The following is a 16,871-nucleotide window of genomic DNA, read 5'->3' as shown; positions in this document are numbered from 1 at the left end:
ATCGCCCTGCTGCGCCTGGGCGGAACCGCTGGCAGCCCTAGCGGCGCCCGCGGGCGAGCTTGGAGGGCCACCAGATGGCCCGGCCGACGTCGTAGGAGAGGGCAGGAACGAGCAGCGAACGGACGACGAACGTGTCGAGCAGCACGCCGAACGCGACGATGAAGGCGAGCTGGACGAGGAACAGCACCGGGATGACCGCCAGCGCGGTGAAGGTGGCGGCGAGCACCAGGCCCGCCGACGTGATGATGCCGCCGGTCAGCCTCAGGCCACGAAGCACGCCCTCCCGGGTGCCATGCGTTATCGACTCCTCCCGCACCCGTGTCATGAGGAAGATGTTGTAGTCGATGCCGAGCGCGACAAGGAACACGAACCCGAACAGCGGTACGGCAGGATCGGCGCCCGGGAAGCCGAGCAGGTCGTTGAACACCAGGGCGGCCACTCCCATCGCCGTGCCGAAGGAGAGCACCGTGGTCAGGATCAGGAGCACGGGCGCGAGGACGGCCCGCAGCAGGAGCATGAGGATCAACAGGATGACGACCAGCACGGTCGGCACGATGACGGTGCGGTCGCGGATCGATGCGTCGTTCGTGTCGAGGTCCGTGGCGGACACGCCCCCGACGAGGGCCTCAGGAACGACGTCGGCGTAGCTGGCGCGCAGGTCGCGGATGGTCTCTTCCGCGGCGGCGGAGTCGGCGGCGTCGGACAGGGTGGCCTGGAGGAGCACGTCCCCGTCGGACACGACGGGCTCGGGTACCGGGGTGCCGGGCGGGCCGAGGGCCTCGATGCCGTCGGCGGTGACCGGGGCCGTGCTGCTCGGGGTATCCGCGGTGACCGCGACGGACGCGATGCCGTCCTCGTCCAGCAGGACGTCGGCGGCGTCCTGCAGGTCCTCCTGGGGCGTGAGGACATAGGCGGGGCTGCCGGAGCCAGCTGGGAAGTGCTCGGCCAGCCGGTCCTGTCCGGTGCGCGCCTCGGAGGCGCCGAGGACGAGTTCCGACTGCGGTACGCCGGAGGCCTGGAGCTGGGTGACGCCCAGGCAGCCGACGGCGAGCACGAGCGCGGTGGTGACCCACGTGATACGCGGACGGGCGCGCACCAGGCCAGCGACCCTGCCCCAGAGGCCGCCGGCCTCGCCACCCGCCTGGGCGGAGGCAGGGTCGTACACCGGGCGCCGCGGCCAGAACGCGGCGCGGCCCATGGCCAGCAGCAGCGCCGGGAGCAGGGTGAGCGCCGCCAGCATCGCGAACGCGATGCCGATCGCCGCGACCGGTCCAAGGGTGCTGTTGGAGCGCAGCTCGCTGAGCAGCAGGCAGAGCAGCCCCACGATGACGGTGCCGCCCGAGGCAAGGATTGGTTCGAACGAGCCGCGTAGTGCGCGTCTGGTGGCGGTCCACCGGGCGGGCGTGTGCACCAGCTCCTCGCGGTAGCGAGCCACGTACAGCAGTGCGTAGTCGGTCGCCGCCCCGATGACGAGGATGAACAAGATCCCCTGAGTCTGTCCGCTGAGCAGCAGCACCCCCTGGTTCGCCAGGTTCCAGACGACCAGCAGGGCCGCGCACAGGGCGAACAAGCTGGTGGCGAGCACGGCCAGCGGGAGCAGCAGCGAACGGTAGACGATCACGAGGATGATCAGTACGGCGGCGAGGGCGACTCCCAGCAGGAGGCCGTCGATCCCCGCGAAGGCGGTCCCGAGGTCGCTGGACAACCCTGCGGGACCCGTGATGTACACGTCGACGCCGTCCGGCAGGTCGGTCGCCAGGGCGTCACGCAGTGCGGTGGTCGCCTCGCCGAGGTCCGCCGAGCCGGACAGCGGGACGAACGCCTGCGCTGCCACGCCGTCATCAGACGGGATCACCGGGGAGACATCGCCGTCCACCGTGCCGAGCCCGCCCGCCTCTGCCAGCCGGTCACCGATGACGTCCAGGTCCTCGTCGGTCAGAGCATCCTGCGAGACGAAGACCACGACCGCGGGGATCGCGTCGCCCTCGGTGAAGCCGTCGAGCCGTTCCTGCACCTCGGTGGCCTCGGCCGTGGTGGGCAGGTACGCCGTGCGGTCGTTGGAAGAGACCTCGTCGATCCGCCCGAACAGCGGCCCACCGAGCCCGGCTGCCGCCACCCAGACCAGGATCAGAGCGGCGGGCAGCAACACGCGTAGCCAGCGGGGTACCCGTGAGACCGCTCCATCAGACACCTCACCGCCCGACGGGGAAGGGCTCGGGTCGGTGCGGTGCGGGCGCGAGTTCATGTACTGGAGTGCTCCGGGTCGAATTTATTTAGCCTGGCTATATTCAAGCATAAGACGCAACTTCCAGGCGGTAAAATCCGCGGGTGGATCCAGAACCTCCAGCGCGCGACGAGTTCGAGCCGTCGATGATGGACCCCCGAGTCATGGATCCCGACCAGGAGATCGTGCTCCGCTCGGGCATGGACGACGGGGACGTGGACCAGGTAGTACGCGTCCTGGAGGCATTGCGTCTCTGGCGTGAGACCGAACGCCGCATGAGCGAGGCCTCCCGGCGTTACATGAAGCTCGGCGAGACCGACATGCGGGCGCTGCGCTACATCATCGCGATGCAGAACCACGGGCGCGTCGTAACACCGGGCGCGATTGCCCAGCACCTCAGCATCACGACGGCGTCGACCACGAAGCTGATCGACCGGCTGGCGGCGGGCGGACACGTGCTGCGGTCTCCGCACCCCTCAGACCGGCGCAGCCTCGCGATCGAAGTCACCGAGGACACGCGGCGTGCGGCACGCGAGACGGTCGGCCGAAGCCACGCACGCCGGTTCGCCGCGGCCGCCCGCCTGACCGCGCAAGAGCGGGAGATCGTCACTCGCTTTCTCCACGACCTCGCAGACCCTGGCATGGACGAGCAGCAGCGTAAAGCTGTGATACGCGCACCGTCGCTCCACAGTGCCGGCCACGTTAGGTGACTTAGCGAACGCTGCGATGCAGGCGATCGTGCGGGCGGTCGTGCACGGGGTGACACTGAAGAGCCGTCGTCCGATCTCTACCGGAGGGGCTATGCCTCGTGTTGCCGTCGCACACGGCGTCGTACCGGGCGACGTGGTGCGTGCCGCTGCGGTGGGCAGTCTCGTGGTCGGCATCGTGGCTCTCGGAGGGGTTGCGGGCGCGTTGTTCTTCCTGGTGCTGGGCGGGGTCCTCGTCCCGCGGCTCCTGCGTCTGCCGACGGTCCTCGACCTCTGCTTCGGCTTCAGCCTCTTGCTGGCGGCGTGGGCCTCCCAGCTCGGGTGGTACGAGGCCGTGCCATGGCTCGATCTCCTCATGCACGCGGTGTGTACGGGCCTCATCGCAGCCGTCGGTGTCATCATCATGCTCCGCGCGCGAATGCTGGAGGCCGGTGCGCTCCCCGGGCGAGCGAAGGCCGGACTGGTCCTGACGACCACCGCAGTCGGCGCACTGAGCGCGATCGTGTGGGAGCTGGGGGAGTGGGCCGGGCACATCTACCTCCACGAAGGCATCGACGTCGGATACCCGGACACCATCGCTGATCTTGCCTTCGGCCTGTTCGGTTCGATGCTGGCCGGAGTCGCCCTCGCAACCAAAGACCAGGCATGGAGGCGCGGGCGTGACAGCTGACCTCGCGCCGACCGTTTCGGTAGTCGTCCCGGTGCGCGACGACGCGCCGGCGCTGGACAGGTGTCTGTCCCTGCTGGCCCGCCAGACCGTGGCCCCGCTCGAGGTCGTCGTGGTCGACAACGCCTCGACCGACGCATCCGCTGCGGTGGCACACCGCTGGGGTGCCGTGGTCGTCGCCGAACCCAGCGTCGGGATCCCCGCCGCCGCAGCGACCGGGTACGACGCCGCGAAGGGTGCCGTCATCGCGCGGCTCGACGCCGACTCCCGGCCCGGCCCGCTGTGGGTGCAGACGGTCGTGGAGCGTATGGTCGCCGACCCGGGGCTCGATGCGCTCACAGGTACCGGCAGCTTCTACGATGCGCCGCGGGGTCTGCGGTCCGCTGTGGCCGTGGCCTACCTGGGGGCGTACTACGTCCTCGGACACCTTGCACTCGGGCACATCGCCCTGTGGGGCTCGTGCATGGCGATGCGCTCCAGCGCCTGGCGGGCCGTACGCCGAGACGTCGTGCGGGACGACGCCGAGGTGCACGACGACCTCGACCTGGCGTTCCGGCTCGGTCCTCGCCGACGCATCCGACTCGACCGTTCGTGGCGGGTAGGCGTGTCCGCGCGCAGCTTGCGCGGGCGGCGCCAACGACGTCGGCGGCTCGACCGCGCGTGGCGCACCCTGCGGCTCAACTGGGAGGTCTCACCCCCGTGGGATCGGTGGCGGCGCCGAACGTCGGGTCCAGAAAATGCCCGGCAAAGCTGACTGGGACTTCAGGTCATCACCACAGAGACACGCGCGGTGCACATCCATAGCACTGGACGACGCGTCGCGAGCTTGCCGACTGTCCGAGGCGCGCTGTTCGTACGGCGGATTCCTTGTTGTTAATCGAGAGAGAACGTCAAACGTCGTTCGAGCACGTCCTCTGCGACGGATCGTAGGCTCGTCGATCGCAAGAAGGCATTCGCCCGGATCACCGCGAACGCATCCTCTGCGCGTATCCCCAGTTGGGCGATGACCATTCCGGCTGCCCGATGGAGCAATGCTCGCTCTGACCAATCAAAGAACTCGGCGTTCGCCAGGAGGTACGCCCCAGTGATGTCGGCGAGGATCTGCAGGTCCTTCGCACCGCGGGAATGCGCATCCGTCACGTAAAGGCTGAGCACCCCGACGACGCTGCCCCCCGCCCGCATCGGCACCGCGTAGAGCGTCACCTCAGCGCCGACCGATCCAGCCAGCTGGGAGAAGACGGGATACTCGTCCACCACTCCATCGATGCGCATGACCACCAGCTGGTCCTCGGCCATCGCCTGGTGCACCGGGCCCTCGCCCAGGATCTCCTGAAGCGGTTCGAGGTCCTCGAACGCTCCTGATGTGCTGACGGCGACTCGCTCGTCCGGCCCGGCCGCGACCGTCAGGGCACCGCCTTGCGCACCTAAGGCGTCGACGCATGTCTCGCACAGCCTCATCGCCCACTTACGGTCAGTATCAGCCTCGGGTAGAGACCGCGCTAGCAAACCCAGAAGTCGCGGCGCATTCACCTCGTGCGTCACCCCCTTGCCCCCGACCTCTCTCTCACACCACGACCTACCAGTCGCATGGCCCGCTTCGTCACCGTCGACGAAGCGAGAACAGAATAGCCGCCGCGCCGCTCGGTGATGCTTCCGGGCCGCAGGAGGTGTCAGAGGTTGTCCGGCCGTCACATACACCTCGTCGGACCACGCCCGCTCACCCGTCGCCAGGTCGAGCCCGTAACGCCCGACCGGGGGCCAGCGCACAGCAAGTCGACGATGCCTGCCCGTCAAGGTTGCATCGACCCCCGCAGTCCTGATCGAGGAGCCAACCTTCTATCCGCATCATCGCGCTCGACCTCGACCACCACGTAGACGAGTGAGCAACGACGGGCCGCAAGGGGTCGTCACACTGCATCAACGCATCTACAGGCTTGGGACGGGACGAATTCCCGACTGTGAACGGCCCCGAACCTCTGGACGATTCACGCGTTGCAGGGCTATTCGGGCGGCATCGCGGTCCCGGCCTTGACGGAGGTCGCCGCCCGGCGATCCGAGTGGTACTGGCCCGGTGACGTCGTACCTGTCCCGGTAGGCCGCAACCGCCCCGACAGCCCTGGACCAGGCTTCTCGGCCAGGCCCATCGAGTGGCTCACGACCGATCCGCTCGACCCAGGCTGCCCGGGTCCGGATTGCGGACCTGGCCAGCGCGGTAGCGCGTTCACGGATGAGTCGGGCTCGTTCCTCGAGTGCCTCGCGCGCGTCGTCGGACATGGGTCCGAGGGCAGGCGGAATCAGGCCGGCGATCAGCTGCGCGGGACGACGCGATGGTCGGACGCGTCGTGGAGTGTCGCGGGCGAGCCGGGCCAGCACGACGGCGCAGGGATCGTCGGCGTCCAGGAGGTGGCGTCGCCCAACGACGCGAGCGAGTGTGGCGTGGGCGTCGTGTCCGGCCGCTTCGGTGCGGCGGAGCTCAGCACACAAGGACCAGAACGAATCGCTTTCGATCGCGGTACGCGCCTCGGCGGGCTTAAGACTGCCGTCGGTGACGAATGTCCGCAGGGCCAAGTCGGCCCAGCGGTCGCGCTGGGCGAGGCTGGCGATGGTGTCATATTCCGCGGCGAGCTGTGCGATGCCGGCCCACTTGTCGTGCTCGGCGGCCCGGGTCTGCTGGGCAGAGAGTTCGGCACCGGAGTGCTGGAGCACCCCGAACAGGATGCCATGGGCGGTGGTCTCATCATCGGGTCGCGGGTTGTGCTCGATGGTGGGCTCGTCCAGCGCGACGTACGCCATGTTGGTGTCGCGCCCTCGGGTCATCGCGACATAGAGGTTCTCCCGGTTCGTGGTGCGAGTGACCAGGACGTGGGAGGAGTCCACGGTCAGGCCCTGGGCACGGTGGGCGGTGACCGCGTATCCGAGGTCGAGGTATTCGGCGACATAGTCTGCGGGCAGGCGCACGCTGGCGTCAGGCCCGTTGCCATCGCGATGTGCTTCGACCGCACCGTCCGGGTGGATGTAGGTGATCTGCCAGCGGTCGCCGTTGCGGACGAACCCGTCATCGAGGTCGTCGGTCGCAGTGGTCAGGGTGCGGTCGTTGCGACGGGTGATGACCAGGTCCCCGGCAGAGGCGCGGTCTCCGTCGGCCAGGGGTACGTCGCGTCCAGCGCCGGTGAACCCGGCGAGGATGCGGTCGGCGCGAGCGCGCTGGTTCAGGTCACGCACCACGGTGCTCGCCTCGGCGACAAGCACGCTGGACTCCCCTGCCTCGATGGACCGCTGCCAGGCGGAGTAGGCAGTGTCGATCATGTCCGCGGTGGTGCCCTCTGTGATGCGGTCGTGCTCGTCGTACGTGCCGATCACAGTCGGGTCGCCGTCGCGCAGAGCGAGGGAGGCGGTCTTCTCCCAGTCGTTGCGGAACCGGTGCACTCCGGTCAGGGTCGGCGCGCACCCGCCCGCGTGCGTCGTGTTCTCGGTGGCGGCCGTGTTGCGGGCTTCGACCAGCATGCCGAACGCCCCACCGGCGTCTACGGACTGCAGCTGCGCCGGATCGCCCACCAGCAGTACCTTCGCGCCCGCGTGTTCGGCGGCGGTGGTGATGCGGTCCAGGTCCATGGTGCTCGCGAGGGACGCTTCGTCCACGATCACCAGCTGCCCCCGTGCGAGCTCGGCGTATCCGTGGTGGTGGGAGGTGAGCCATCGGGCGGTGGTGTCGCACGGGATACCCAGGTCGTCGGCCAAGACTTTCGCGGCGGCGGCCGACGGCGCCAGCCCGATCACCGACCTCTCGCCGTGCTCGTGGTGCCACGCGGTCAGCAGGGCGGACATCGCGGTGGTCTTCCCGGTGCCGGCCGGGCCGACCAGCACCTCCACCACGCGCCCTGAGGTCGCGATCGACACCAACGCCGCAGCTTGCTCCGCGGTGAGGTAGTGCCCCCGGTACCGGGCCCGGGCCGCCACCCGCAGCCCACTCCGACTGCACACGGGGCCGGTGGTGTCCTGGGCGCGGGTCAGGAGCCGGGTCTCGGCGGCCATGATCCGGGTGTTGGAATACAGGACGTGATGCCGCGGCCTCAGCGCGCTCGACCCGTCAGCGCGTAGCAGCATCTCCGGGGTGGGCGCGAGCTCCGGCGGCGTCAGCGGCAGGGACCTTGCCTGGGCCGCGGCCACGACCCGGGATACGAGCTGTTCGCGATCCTCATGGGACGTGAGGCGGACGCCCATGGTCTGGCGGGTGGCCTCAGCCCACAGGTTCCAGTACGTCCACGTGGCGCGCTGCTGAGAGACGACATCGACGACCCGGGTGCCCAACTTGTCGACGAGATCTGCCGAGACGTCGTCGGCGCGGAAGGCGTGGCCCAGGCCGGAGGTGATCACGTCGTGCGCCCACGCCGTGGTACCACCGAGGTGAGGCTCGGCGCGGTGGTGCCATTCGGCGGCCAGGTCGGCCAGGGACCGGATCTGCTTCTCCGGCCGCGTCTCCAACGTCGCCTGCGACCGCAGCTTGTTGATCGTCGCGGGCGACGGGCGCCGCCCGTGGCGGGCCTCGTACCGGGCGACCAGTTGATCGGTGCGGACGTCGACGTCCCGCGACCGGGAGGAGAACTCCTTGATGAGGTTCTCCGGGACGCCGGTGATCTCCCACGCCTTCGTACGCCGCTCGCCTCGATCGCGCTGGTCCCAGCCGATCCCGAACGTGCCCGTGAGGCGGTCCATCAGGACGGCGTTGTAGTGCTCCGAGAGCGCCACCTGCGCCTTGTACATCGCCCGAGAATCCAGAGTGCGCCACTGACCGTCGATCAGTGTGCGGACCTTGTTGGAGATGACGAGGTGGGTGTGTAGCTGCGGGTCGTGCGCTCGCGAGTCCCAGTGGTCGTACGCGACAGCGGCTACCCCGGCGACGTCGACCTGCGCGGTGCCTGCGTGGCCGATTCGGGTGGCGGCGATCTCGCGCTCGAAGAACTCCACCACTTCCGCCATCGCGGCGTGATGCGCGGCCAGGATCATGGCCTGGTGCTGGCGGTCGGCAAGGCCCCACAGGACCGAGACCGACTTCGACGCCGAGAACGTCAGATCGAACCCCGCCACAACCTTCCGGGCACTCGACCCGGCCGCCTCCGGGAACGTCAGCCCGAGCGGCTCCTCCGTGATCGGATCCAGGCCGGCGCCGACCAGGCGTTTGAGGTGTTCCTCGGTCACCGTGTCACCGGGCTTCAGGCTCCCTTCGCCGAACTCGGCGATGCCCTTGCCGAGCCACTGGCCCGGGGGTGTGCCGGCCTCGGTGTAGTAGCGGAGCACGGCCGACGGATCGGCGAGGTCGCAGTCGCCGCGCACGACCGAGCGCAGCAGGTAGCCGACTCCGTCTCCTGCCGCGACCACGCTGATCGATACGGTCACACCCCTCAGGTGTGCGGCGCGTTCCAAGCCCGGCGGGATTGTCAGAACGCGGCCAGGCGTGGGTCCAGCAAAACTTATCAAGCGGCTCGATCTGCCATTGGTGCCAGAGGTGTGGTGCGTGGTGGGGAGGCGGCTAGTGGAGGCGGTTTGGATGCGATTTGAGGCGTATGGGCGGGTATGGGGCTGCGGGAAGGTATGGGAGGCATGGGCAGGTCGAGGCGGAACCAGCTGGGGTGGGCTGGAACGGGAATGGTCGGGTGGCTCGGGGCGAGTTGAGGAAGGGGATGGGCAGACCCCCACCTATCACCGCCGCGCCCGGCCTCCCGGGGTCACCGTTGCGGAGTCAGCACCAGATACCCGCTGTGCCCATCGGCGAGGCTTGAATCAGCCGAAGACGATGTCGCGATACCGGTCCCGGATGTGAGCAAGGGGTTCGCGGTCACGGGTGTAGTAGAGCCTGTTGGTGAGCAGGACTGCCCAGCGGCTCTGCTTGGGGTTGAGCCAGATCGCGGTGCCGGTGAAGCCGTAGTGGGTCCAGGTCTGGTCGGCGGGGTCGGTGCCGGGTGCCGGGTGCCAGAACAGTCCCCGGGCCGGTTCGAGATCGCCGGTGTGCACGGTGAGGGACTCGCGGATCCATTCAGGACCGAAGCCTGGCGGGGTCGCGGCGGCGTCGGGGACCAGCAGGTACCGCAGCAGCACAGCGAGGTCGTCGACGGTGGAGAACGCTCCGGCGATGCCGCATACACCGCCGAGCAGGCGGGCCGAGAAGTCGTGAGCGATGCCCTTGAAGTGGGTGTCGGTCTCGTCGTCGAGCTCGGTCGGTGCGCAGCGCGCGGCGATCCTTGTCGGCAGAGGTCCGTAGCGGGTCTCCCGCATGCCGAGTGGACCCCAGACACGGTCGGCGGAGAGATCGTCCAGTTGCTCGCCGCCGAGGTACTCGGCGAGGTAGCCAAGGATGAGTGCGGCACGGTCGGTGTACTCCACCGCCTGGCCCGGTGGGCGGTGCAGTGCTTCGTGTAGGACACCCCCTCGGATCGCGTCAGCATCGGTGCCGTAGAGGTTCTTGAGCTGGGCACGCAGCGGCAGTCCGGCGGTGTGGGTGAGGAGCTGGTGGGCGGTGACTCGGCCGAGTTCGTGCCCGGCGACGTCGGGCCAGAACTGGCCGAGGGGCTCGTCGAGGTCCAGGTGCCTGCCCTGCCAGAGGGTCCCGATGGTGGTCCAGACGGCGAGGAGTTTGGTGAGGCTCGCGACGTCGAAGATGGTGTCCGGCTTCATGGGCTCGTCGGAACGTGTCGGGTCCAGGAGACCGGAGGCGCCGCGGTCGATCACGCCGTCGGCGTTGCCGACTGCCCACACTGCACCGGGATAGACGCCGTTGTGGACTCCGGCGGTCACCAGGCCGTGGAGGTGTTCGGTGGTGGAGGGCATCGGTACCTCTGCTTCTTGGATAGGCCGTCGTGGTCAGCGTAGGGGCGGCCAGCACGGCATGGCTGGATCTGTCTGTGGTCAGGAGAGCCTGTCGCCGAGCTGGTTCAACGAGGCGGCAGCAGCGGACAAGGGGAAGCGAGCCGCATTGGTGCGGGCGGCAGCTCGGAGGTCGCCGGCCAGGTCGGGCACCGCGAGGTGACGCAGATTGGTCGCGACTTGGTCCGGGTCGGTGAAGTCGGTGCAGTCGGTGCAGTCGGTGCACGTGGTCGGGTAGCACGCGACTCTTCTGGTGTGACACGGTGTCGCCGTGACCTCCGGCAACGTGATCGATGCCTACAGCAGCGTGCAGGTACAGACGGCCGTAACGGGCGCGCTGGGAGTGGCGCGCAGCGACGACGAGTTGATCCGGAAGGCTGCGTTCGGGTTGGCGCAGGCGTGTCTGACGGAACTGCGCGACACGTTCGGGTCAGCGCACGGACGCACCGTCGTGCTGCTGGTCGGCACAGGCAAGAACGGTGCGGACGCGATGGTCGCGGGTAAGCACCTCCGTGAGCGTGGTGTTGCAGTGCATGCGATTGCTACGGGCGGTCACGTAGATGCGATCGGCACCCGCCACCTGAACGTGCCGGCTATCGACGCGACGGACACGGCTGGGCTCAAGCAGGCGCTCGACCTGATCGCGCGCGCCGACATGGTGGTCGACGGGATCGTCGGCGACGCAATGGTTGGCGACCTGCGCGCTCCGGCGAGCGATCTTGTCGAGGCGATTCCGGATAGTGCCTTGGTGGTCGCAGTGGACCTGCCCAGCGGTGTAGATCCGGATTCGGGCGCGATCGACGGCGTTCACGTGCGGGCAGACGTCACGGCTACCTTCGGGGCTTACAAGCGGTGTCTGCTGCTGCCGCCGGCCGCGGAGGTCGCGGGGCGCCTGGTGTTCGTCGATGTCGGGATCACGCCGCGCCTCGACGCGGAAGGCCAGGTGCAGCGGCTGTCCCCTTCGGGCGTCGCCCAGAGGTGGCCGGTTCCTGGCCCCGGCGATCACAAGTATTCGCGTGGTCTGCTCGGCATCGTGGCCGGATCAGAGCGGTATCCCGGAGCGGCGGTCCTGGCGTGCCTGGGTGCGTTCGGCACGGGTGTTGGCATCGTTCGGTACACGGGTCCGCGCCAAGTCGGCGACCTGATCTTGGAGCACGTGCCCGAGGCCGAGAGGTTCCCGGGAAAGGTCGACACCTACTTGTTGGGGTCGGGTGTGCTTGATGACCCGGACCAGGAACGAGCGATCGACGAGGCGCTAGCGACGGGCCTGCCCTGCGTGGTCGACGCCGGTGCGATCGAGGCCTGCGTTCGCCGTCGTGCGGCGGGCGACCGACCCACATCGGGAGACCGCGTCTTGCTGACCCCGCACGTGGGCGAGTTGGCCCGGTCGTTGGCCGCGCACGCCGACGCCTCGAGTATTTCTGCGCGGGGCCGGAGTGCTCGAACTGCTGGACCCTCTGCGTGCACTGGGTGTCACGGCGACCGCTGGCGGTCCAACGTGGGTGGACGTGACGCCACCTGACCTGTCGAAGGCAACGGCGTTGGATGCGGTCCGGCAGACCCTGGGTATACCGAGCACTCTCACGGTCGCGGTGGGCGACGGAATCAACGACATCGCGATGCTGATCTGGGCTGCCCGGGGCGTCGCGATGGGTCATGCCCCTGCCGAGCTGAGGGCAGTCGCCGACGAGGTCACCGGGACCATCGCGGACAACGGCGTCGTTCCCGTGCTGCGGTCTTTGCTCGCGACGTCTCCTGCCTCTATCTCCCGCGACTCCACTTTCGATCGGAGCGTCAGATGAGCATCCTTGCCCAGAACCCCGACACTGCAGCCAGTGAGACCGGCGCCGCACATGACGACGTCGCCGATATTTCTACGGCCGAAGCACATGCCGGACTGATGCTCACGGCGCTCGGTCTGGATGTGTCCGACCCCGGCCTGATCGCTACGCCGGGCCGGATGGTCCGTGCACTGCGCGAGATGACCACACCCGCGCAGTTCACACCGACGGACTTCGAGGTCACCGCAGAGCCCGGCCAGCTCGTCCTGGTACGAGACATCAGATTCGTGTCGGTGTGCGAGCACCACGTGCTGCCCTTCGTCGGTGTCGCTCACGTCGGCTACGTACCGCGCTACCGGATCCTCGGGCTGAGCAAGGTCGCCCGCGTCGTGCACCACTACGCGCGCAGGCTCCAGGTCCAAGAGCGCCTCACCCGGCAGATCGCGGACTGGATGTCAGGACAGCTCGACGCCGCCGGCGTCGGCGTGCTGATCTCTGCCGAGCACACCTGCATGACTCTGCGCGGAGTCGGAGCGGCCGGATCCAGCACCAAGACGTCTGCGCTGCGCGGCCTGCTCCTGGACGACGTCGCCGCCCGCGCCGAGTTCATGTCGCTCGCGACAGGCCCGGCATGACCATCACCACGGCGGCCCGCCACCTAGCCCGAGCATGCGTAGGCGGCCCAGGCTGGGACTTCAACGCCGCCCACACCGGCCTGCACGACGGCACCTTCGAGCCCCTGCACGGGCACACCTACCAGGTCACGCTCACGGTCTGGGGTGAACCGGACGATGCCGGGATGATCGCCGACTTCGGCATCCTCAAGAGCGCCCTGCGTGCGACCCTGGCCCCACTCAAGCTCCGCACCCTGCTGGCGACCAGTACCCCTGGCGTGCTGGTCGCCGAAGACGACGAGCTGGTCCATGTCACGGGCGGCGGCGCCTTCTTCACCTTGCCGCGCCGTTGGGTCGCGCTCCTGCCGATCGCGAGCACGAGCACCGAGGCGCTCGCCGGGTACCTCGCCGACCAGCTCGCGGTGCAGCTTGCCGTCTCGTGCCCGAGTGTGGAACGACTCGAAACGACGATCACGGAGTCCGCTGAGTGCGCTGCCACCGTCGAGGTAGTGCTCCGATGAATGTGGACCCGCTACGCCTCAGTGCCGCCCTCGGACTGGGTCTGGAGACATGGCTGCATGGCGCGGTAGCACCCCCGGTCGCCCTGGAGTCGGCGTGGGATGCGTGGTGGATCGCGATCCGTTCCGGCGGTCTCGTGCGCCCGATGCTCGATGGCAGGTCAGCGTGCCCGGTGTGCTCGGGGTCAGTGATGGCCGAAGTCGTGCGCGCGGTCCCTGAGCATCCAGGTCTGGAGTGGCGATGCGGTTGCTTCATGGCGTGGGCGTCCGCGATGCGCAGCCCGTCACCTGTACTGCGTAGGACGTGGGCGTTGCCGCAACGGATCACCGTCGCGCTCCTCAAGCCGGGCGCTCCCGAGGCCGAGATCTGGGCGCACCTGAGACGGCGATTCCGGATCGTGCATCAGGCTGAACGAAGCTTGACCACCGCCGACTGCAACCGGCTCTACCCCGACGCCTACGGCACGGACTTCGTCGCCACGACCTCCGCCTACCTCACCTCCGGACCGAGCCAGGTCCTCGTTCTGGTGGGCGGGGATGACGCCGTCGTCACCGGGCTCGACGTGAAACGCGCTGTGCGCAAGGAGCTGGCCACTGACAGGATGCGGAACCACCTGCACATGCCTGATACCCCCGCCGAAGCCCTGGCCGACGTCGCCCTGCTCGCCGGGACCGACACCCTGCAGACCCTCTACGATCGCTGGGAGACACCCCATGACCGACACGCCCGCACCCGCCTGGCGGCCTACCGGGCTCGTCTGGACCCAGACCGACACTCCGGCCGCGGCCCTGGAGTGGCTCTCCCCCACCGGTGAGGTGCGATCCAGTGCCCTGGACGTCGGGGCACGGCTGGTGCTGACGGTCGGCATGGACCGCCGGTGCATCGGGCTCTGGTGGGACGGGCGCCGCATCCCCTGCGTCGCCCAGGCACCGATCGCACCGGAAGCGAAGTCCGGTCAGTGCCAATCGTGCGCCGCGATAGCCCGCTCCCGGTCCATCGCGACCGACACGAGACTGGACGACTCACGGGAGTTCAGCGTCTACCTCGCCCATCATGGAAGCCTGGTCAAGGCCGGGATCACCGCCACGGAACGCGGACAGGTCCGGCTGCTGGAACAGGGTGCGCTGTCCTCGCTGTTCCTCTCGGCCGGCTCCCTGATGTCCGCTCGGCGGTGCGAGTCCCTGCTGACCGCTGCGCTCGGCCTGCCGCAGCAGGTCCACACCGCCCGCAAGCGTGCCGCCCGTCTGGCACCCGGGACTGCGTCGTCCCGCGCAGAGGAGCTGACTGCCGTCGCTGAACAGGCGGCTGGTCTGGACTGGCCGCCCGGTCAGAGGCGGACCAGCGCCGAGCCGGTGGACCACACGCGGGCATATGGGCTGACTGGCGACGGCGTCGCCCCGAACCGTCAGCTCGAACCCCTGCACGTGGGAGCGACGATCAGCGGCGAACTCATCTGCCGGGTCGGGCGCGACCTGTACCTGACAGTGCCTCACGGTGTCGTGCTGCTCGATACCGGCCTGCTGCAGGGCTGGGCCCTGACCCGAGCCGACCACGACACGTCGTTCACCGCACAGACCTCACCCGTGGCGCCGTCTCCAAAGCCGTCCAGGGAGATCGAGCATGACGTCCTCTTCTGATGACCAGATGCTGGAGGGGCCCGTCGTACGCTTCGCGGGCGTTGTCGCGGTGGAAGGCATGCCAGGCGCCGGGAAGACCACAGCGATGACCGTTCTCGCCGACCGTGGACACACCGTGCTCGGCGAGTACACCGATGACCACGCGCGGTCACTCACCCTGGCCGCGCACCCCCATCACGACGACGAGCACCCACATCTGGCGAACTGGCTCCGCAAGGATTCCCAGGCCCGTCGGCTGGCCCGTGCGAGCTGCGTGGTCATGGACCGGAACTGGCTCACCGCTCTCGGCTGGGCCGCGTCCGTCGGTGGCTTGCCCGACCGCGCCGGGTGGGCATACTCCCAGCTCATTGCCGGGCGGCTCATTCTGCCGGAGCGCTGGATCATCTTGGACTGCACCGTCGAGACGAGCCTGACCCGCCGTCGCGAACACCTCGACCTCACGCACCCGTGGGCCCGCACGGAGCCACTCGACCGGCTCCGCGCGTTCTACTCCGACCCTGCCGCTGCCGTCCGACCCGCGCTGCACGCCCTGGCTGATGCCCTCGCCACGGTGCCCGTGATGAGGATCGACGCCGAGGCCGACCGCGACACCGTCGGGCGCGCCATCTGCGAGGCCACGCCGTGAGGCAAGCGCTTGTCGTCGCGCTGCACGACGGCTTCTACAGCGCCGCCACCGGCGCGGGCCTGTCTAATCAGGCGCTCTTGGCAGCCGTCGCCGAGCACCTGCCCGACGGGACCGACCTGGTTGTCGCACCCGTCCACCTCGACCCGACCAGCCCTGAGCACGACCCCGCCGCTCACCAGCGGACTCTCGCAATCCTCGGCCGAGTCCGGCACAAGGTCATACCGCTGAGCAACGGGACCGGCGGGCAGTCCCGGTTCGGCGACCTGGCTGCGTTTCAGCACCTGGCTAAGGACTCGGCGCGCGTGCTTGAGGGCCTGAAACGCGACTACGGCAGCGGAGCGTTCGTCGCGATCGACCGGCCGTTCGTCGGCCTCGGCCCTCACCTGTCCGATGCCCCCTTGTGGAACATCGTCTACCTGCCACGATCGAGCGCTCTGCACCACGCCGACGTCGAGCATACGGAATGGGAGGCTCGTGGCCTGGTCGGCTGGCTGCGCGCCGGCGCGACATTCGGAGCCATCAGCACCCACATGCGCGAGCTCCTGGAGGGCCAAGCGGTCCCGGCGGACCGAGTCCTCGATGTACCTAACGGGCTGACCGGGGCCGTCGTCCCGCTCTCCGCTGCACCGCCGATCCCGCCCGAAGCCGAGAACGGATTCCTGCTCGCGTTCGGCCGCGCCGCACCCTACAAGGGCTTCGACGACCTCCTCGACGCACTCGACCACCTGCGCTCCAGTGGCGTCCCGGTCCCGCACCTTGTGCTCGCCGCCGTCACCGACGATGGCGGACCGAGCGCCTATCAACGACACCTCAGGCGCCGCTGCTCCGACCTGGCGGTCACACTCTGGACGCGCTTCGACCGCGGCATACCGGGGCTGCTCGGCCACCCTGCGCTGGTTGCGGTGATCGTGCCGTCCCGGGTCGAACCGTTCGGGCGCATCCCGCTGGAGGCTTTCATCGCCGGAGCCGGACCCGTTGTCGCCACCACCGTCGGCGGCCTCACCGACACGGTCATCGACGGCGTCACTGGTTACACCGCCGCGCCAAGGTCCCCGATTGCCCTCGCCGATGCGATCCAGCGCGCGCTCAACGCTGATCCCCAGACCATTGCGTTGATGGGCCTCGAGGGCCGACAACTCGCTGCCGACCGGGACTACACGCGCACCATCGGCGCCCTGGTGGATTATCTTCTCGACCGGCGCCCGATGACGTGTTGAGCAAGAGCCTGCGCCTTGGGCG

15 protein-coding genes are annotated in these 16,871 nt (G+C 69.0%); 11 read left to right on the top strand and 4 right to left on the bottom strand.

The window, feature by feature from the left end:
* Nucleotides 1-37: 37 nt before the first annotated feature.
* Nucleotides 38-2,245 carry an MMPL family transporter gene (locus D1350_RS09105; protein ID WP_125775667.1) on the bottom strand — a complete coding sequence of 736 codons (2,208 nt, stop codon included), beginning with the start codon at nt 2,243-2,245 and terminating at the stop codon, nt 38-40.
* Between the two features lie 83 nt (nt 2,246-2,328).
* Here D1350_RS09105 and D1350_RS09100 point away from each other — a divergent pair, with 83 nt between their 5' ends.
* The 3 genes from D1350_RS09100 (at nt 2,329) to D1350_RS09090 (ending at nt 4,352) form a co-directional block, all read left to right on the top strand.
* On the top strand, nt 2,329-2,934 hold the full coding sequence (locus D1350_RS09100; protein WP_240643983.1) for a MarR family winged helix-turn-helix transcriptional regulator: 606 nt from the start codon (nt 2,329-2,331) through the stop codon (nt 2,932-2,934).
* A gap of 91 nt (nt 2,935-3,025) precedes the next feature.
* On the top strand, nt 3,026-3,601 hold the full coding sequence (locus tag D1350_RS09095) for a DUF2238 domain-containing protein (protein ID WP_125775666.1): 576 nt from the start codon (nt 3,026-3,028) through the stop codon (nt 3,599-3,601).
* Entirely contained in the window at nt 3,591-4,352 is a 762-nt protein-coding gene (locus tag D1350_RS09090; protein ID WP_125775665.1) for a glycosyltransferase family 2 protein, read from the top strand. Before D1350_RS09095 ends, D1350_RS09090 begins: the two co-directional genes overlap by 11 nt.
* 119 nt (nt 4,353-4,471) lie before the next feature.
* On the opposite strand, the gene D1350_RS09085 is transcribed toward D1350_RS09090, so the two are convergent.
* The 3 genes from D1350_RS09085 to D1350_RS09075 form a co-directional block, all read right to left on the bottom strand.
* A complete protein-coding gene (locus D1350_RS09085) occupies nt 4,472-5,056 on the bottom strand; it encodes a GAF and ANTAR domain-containing protein (RefSeq protein WP_125775664.1) in 585 nt (194 codons plus the stop codon).
* 468 nt (nt 5,057-5,524) lie between these two features.
* Nucleotides 5,525-9,292, bottom strand: a complete 3,768-nt coding sequence (mobF, locus tag D1350_RS09080) for a MobF family relaxase (RefSeq protein ID WP_240643982.1) — start codon at nt 9,290-9,292, stop codon at nt 5,525-5,527.
* 84 nt (nt 9,293-9,376) lie between these two features.
* On the bottom strand, nt 9,377-10,420 hold the full coding sequence (locus tag D1350_RS09075) for a serine hydrolase domain-containing protein (protein ID WP_125775663.1): 1,044 nt from the start codon (nt 10,418-10,420) through the stop codon (nt 9,377-9,379).
* Between the two features lie 307 nt (nt 10,421-10,727).
* Here D1350_RS09075 and D1350_RS09065 point away from each other — a divergent pair, with 307 nt between their 5' ends.
* The 8 genes from D1350_RS09065 (at nt 10,728) to D1350_RS09030 (ending at nt 16,849) form a co-directional block, all read left to right on the top strand.
* Nucleotides 10,728-11,978: an NAD(P)H-hydrate epimerase gene (locus D1350_RS09065; RefSeq protein ID WP_125775661.1), complete on the top strand. Its 1,251-nt coding sequence runs from the start codon at nt 10,728-10,730 to the stop codon at nt 11,976-11,978.
* Nucleotides 11,965-12,258 (top strand): HAD family hydrolase, encoded by a 294-nt coding sequence (locus tag D1350_RS09060; protein ID WP_240643981.1) that lies wholly within the window; start codon nt 11,965-11,967, stop codon nt 12,256-12,258. Before D1350_RS09065 ends, D1350_RS09060 begins: the two co-directional genes overlap by 14 nt.
* A complete protein-coding gene (gene folE / locus D1350_RS09055; protein ID WP_125775659.1) occupies nt 12,255-12,872 on the top strand; it encodes a GTP cyclohydrolase I in 618 nt (205 codons plus the stop codon). The genes D1350_RS09060 and folE overlap by 4 nt, the downstream gene beginning before the upstream one ends.
* Nucleotides 12,869-13,372 (top strand): 6-pyruvoyl trahydropterin synthase family protein, encoded by a 504-nt coding sequence (locus D1350_RS09050; RefSeq protein ID WP_125775658.1) that lies wholly within the window; start codon nt 12,869-12,871, stop codon nt 13,370-13,372. Before folE ends, D1350_RS09050 begins: the two co-directional genes overlap by 4 nt.
* A gap of 308 nt (nt 13,373-13,680) precedes the next feature.
* Nucleotides 13,681-14,184 carry a nucleoside-diphosphate kinase gene (locus D1350_RS24380; RefSeq protein WP_240643980.1) on the top strand — a complete coding sequence of 168 codons (504 nt, stop codon included), beginning with the start codon at nt 13,681-13,683 and terminating at the stop codon, nt 14,182-14,184.
* Nucleotides 14,185-14,221: 37 nt separating this feature from the next.
* Nucleotides 14,222-15,007 (top strand): DUF2797 domain-containing protein, encoded by a 786-nt coding sequence (locus D1350_RS09040; protein ID WP_240643978.1) that lies wholly within the window; start codon nt 14,222-14,224, stop codon nt 15,005-15,007.
* The gene (locus tag D1350_RS09035; protein ID WP_125775655.1) at nt 14,991-15,632 is read left to right on the top strand and encodes an AAA family ATPase; all 642 of its coding nucleotides are present in this window, start codon (nt 14,991-14,993) and stop codon (nt 15,630-15,632) included. The genes D1350_RS09040 and D1350_RS09035 overlap by 17 nt, the downstream gene beginning before the upstream one ends.
* Nucleotides 15,629-16,849: a glycosyltransferase family 4 protein gene (locus D1350_RS09030; protein WP_125775654.1), complete on the top strand. Its 1,221-nt coding sequence runs from the start codon at nt 15,629-15,631 to the stop codon at nt 16,847-16,849. The genes D1350_RS09035 and D1350_RS09030 overlap by 4 nt, the downstream gene beginning before the upstream one ends.
* Nucleotides 16,850-16,871 lie beyond the last annotated feature (22 nt).

Source organism: Antribacter gilvus (genome assembly GCF_003946865.1).
GTDB classification, from domain to species: Bacteria; Actinomycetota; Actinomycetes; order Actinomycetales; family Cellulomonadaceae; genus Antribacter; species Antribacter gilvus.
This window is presented reverse-complemented; position numbering and strand designations above follow the sequence as displayed.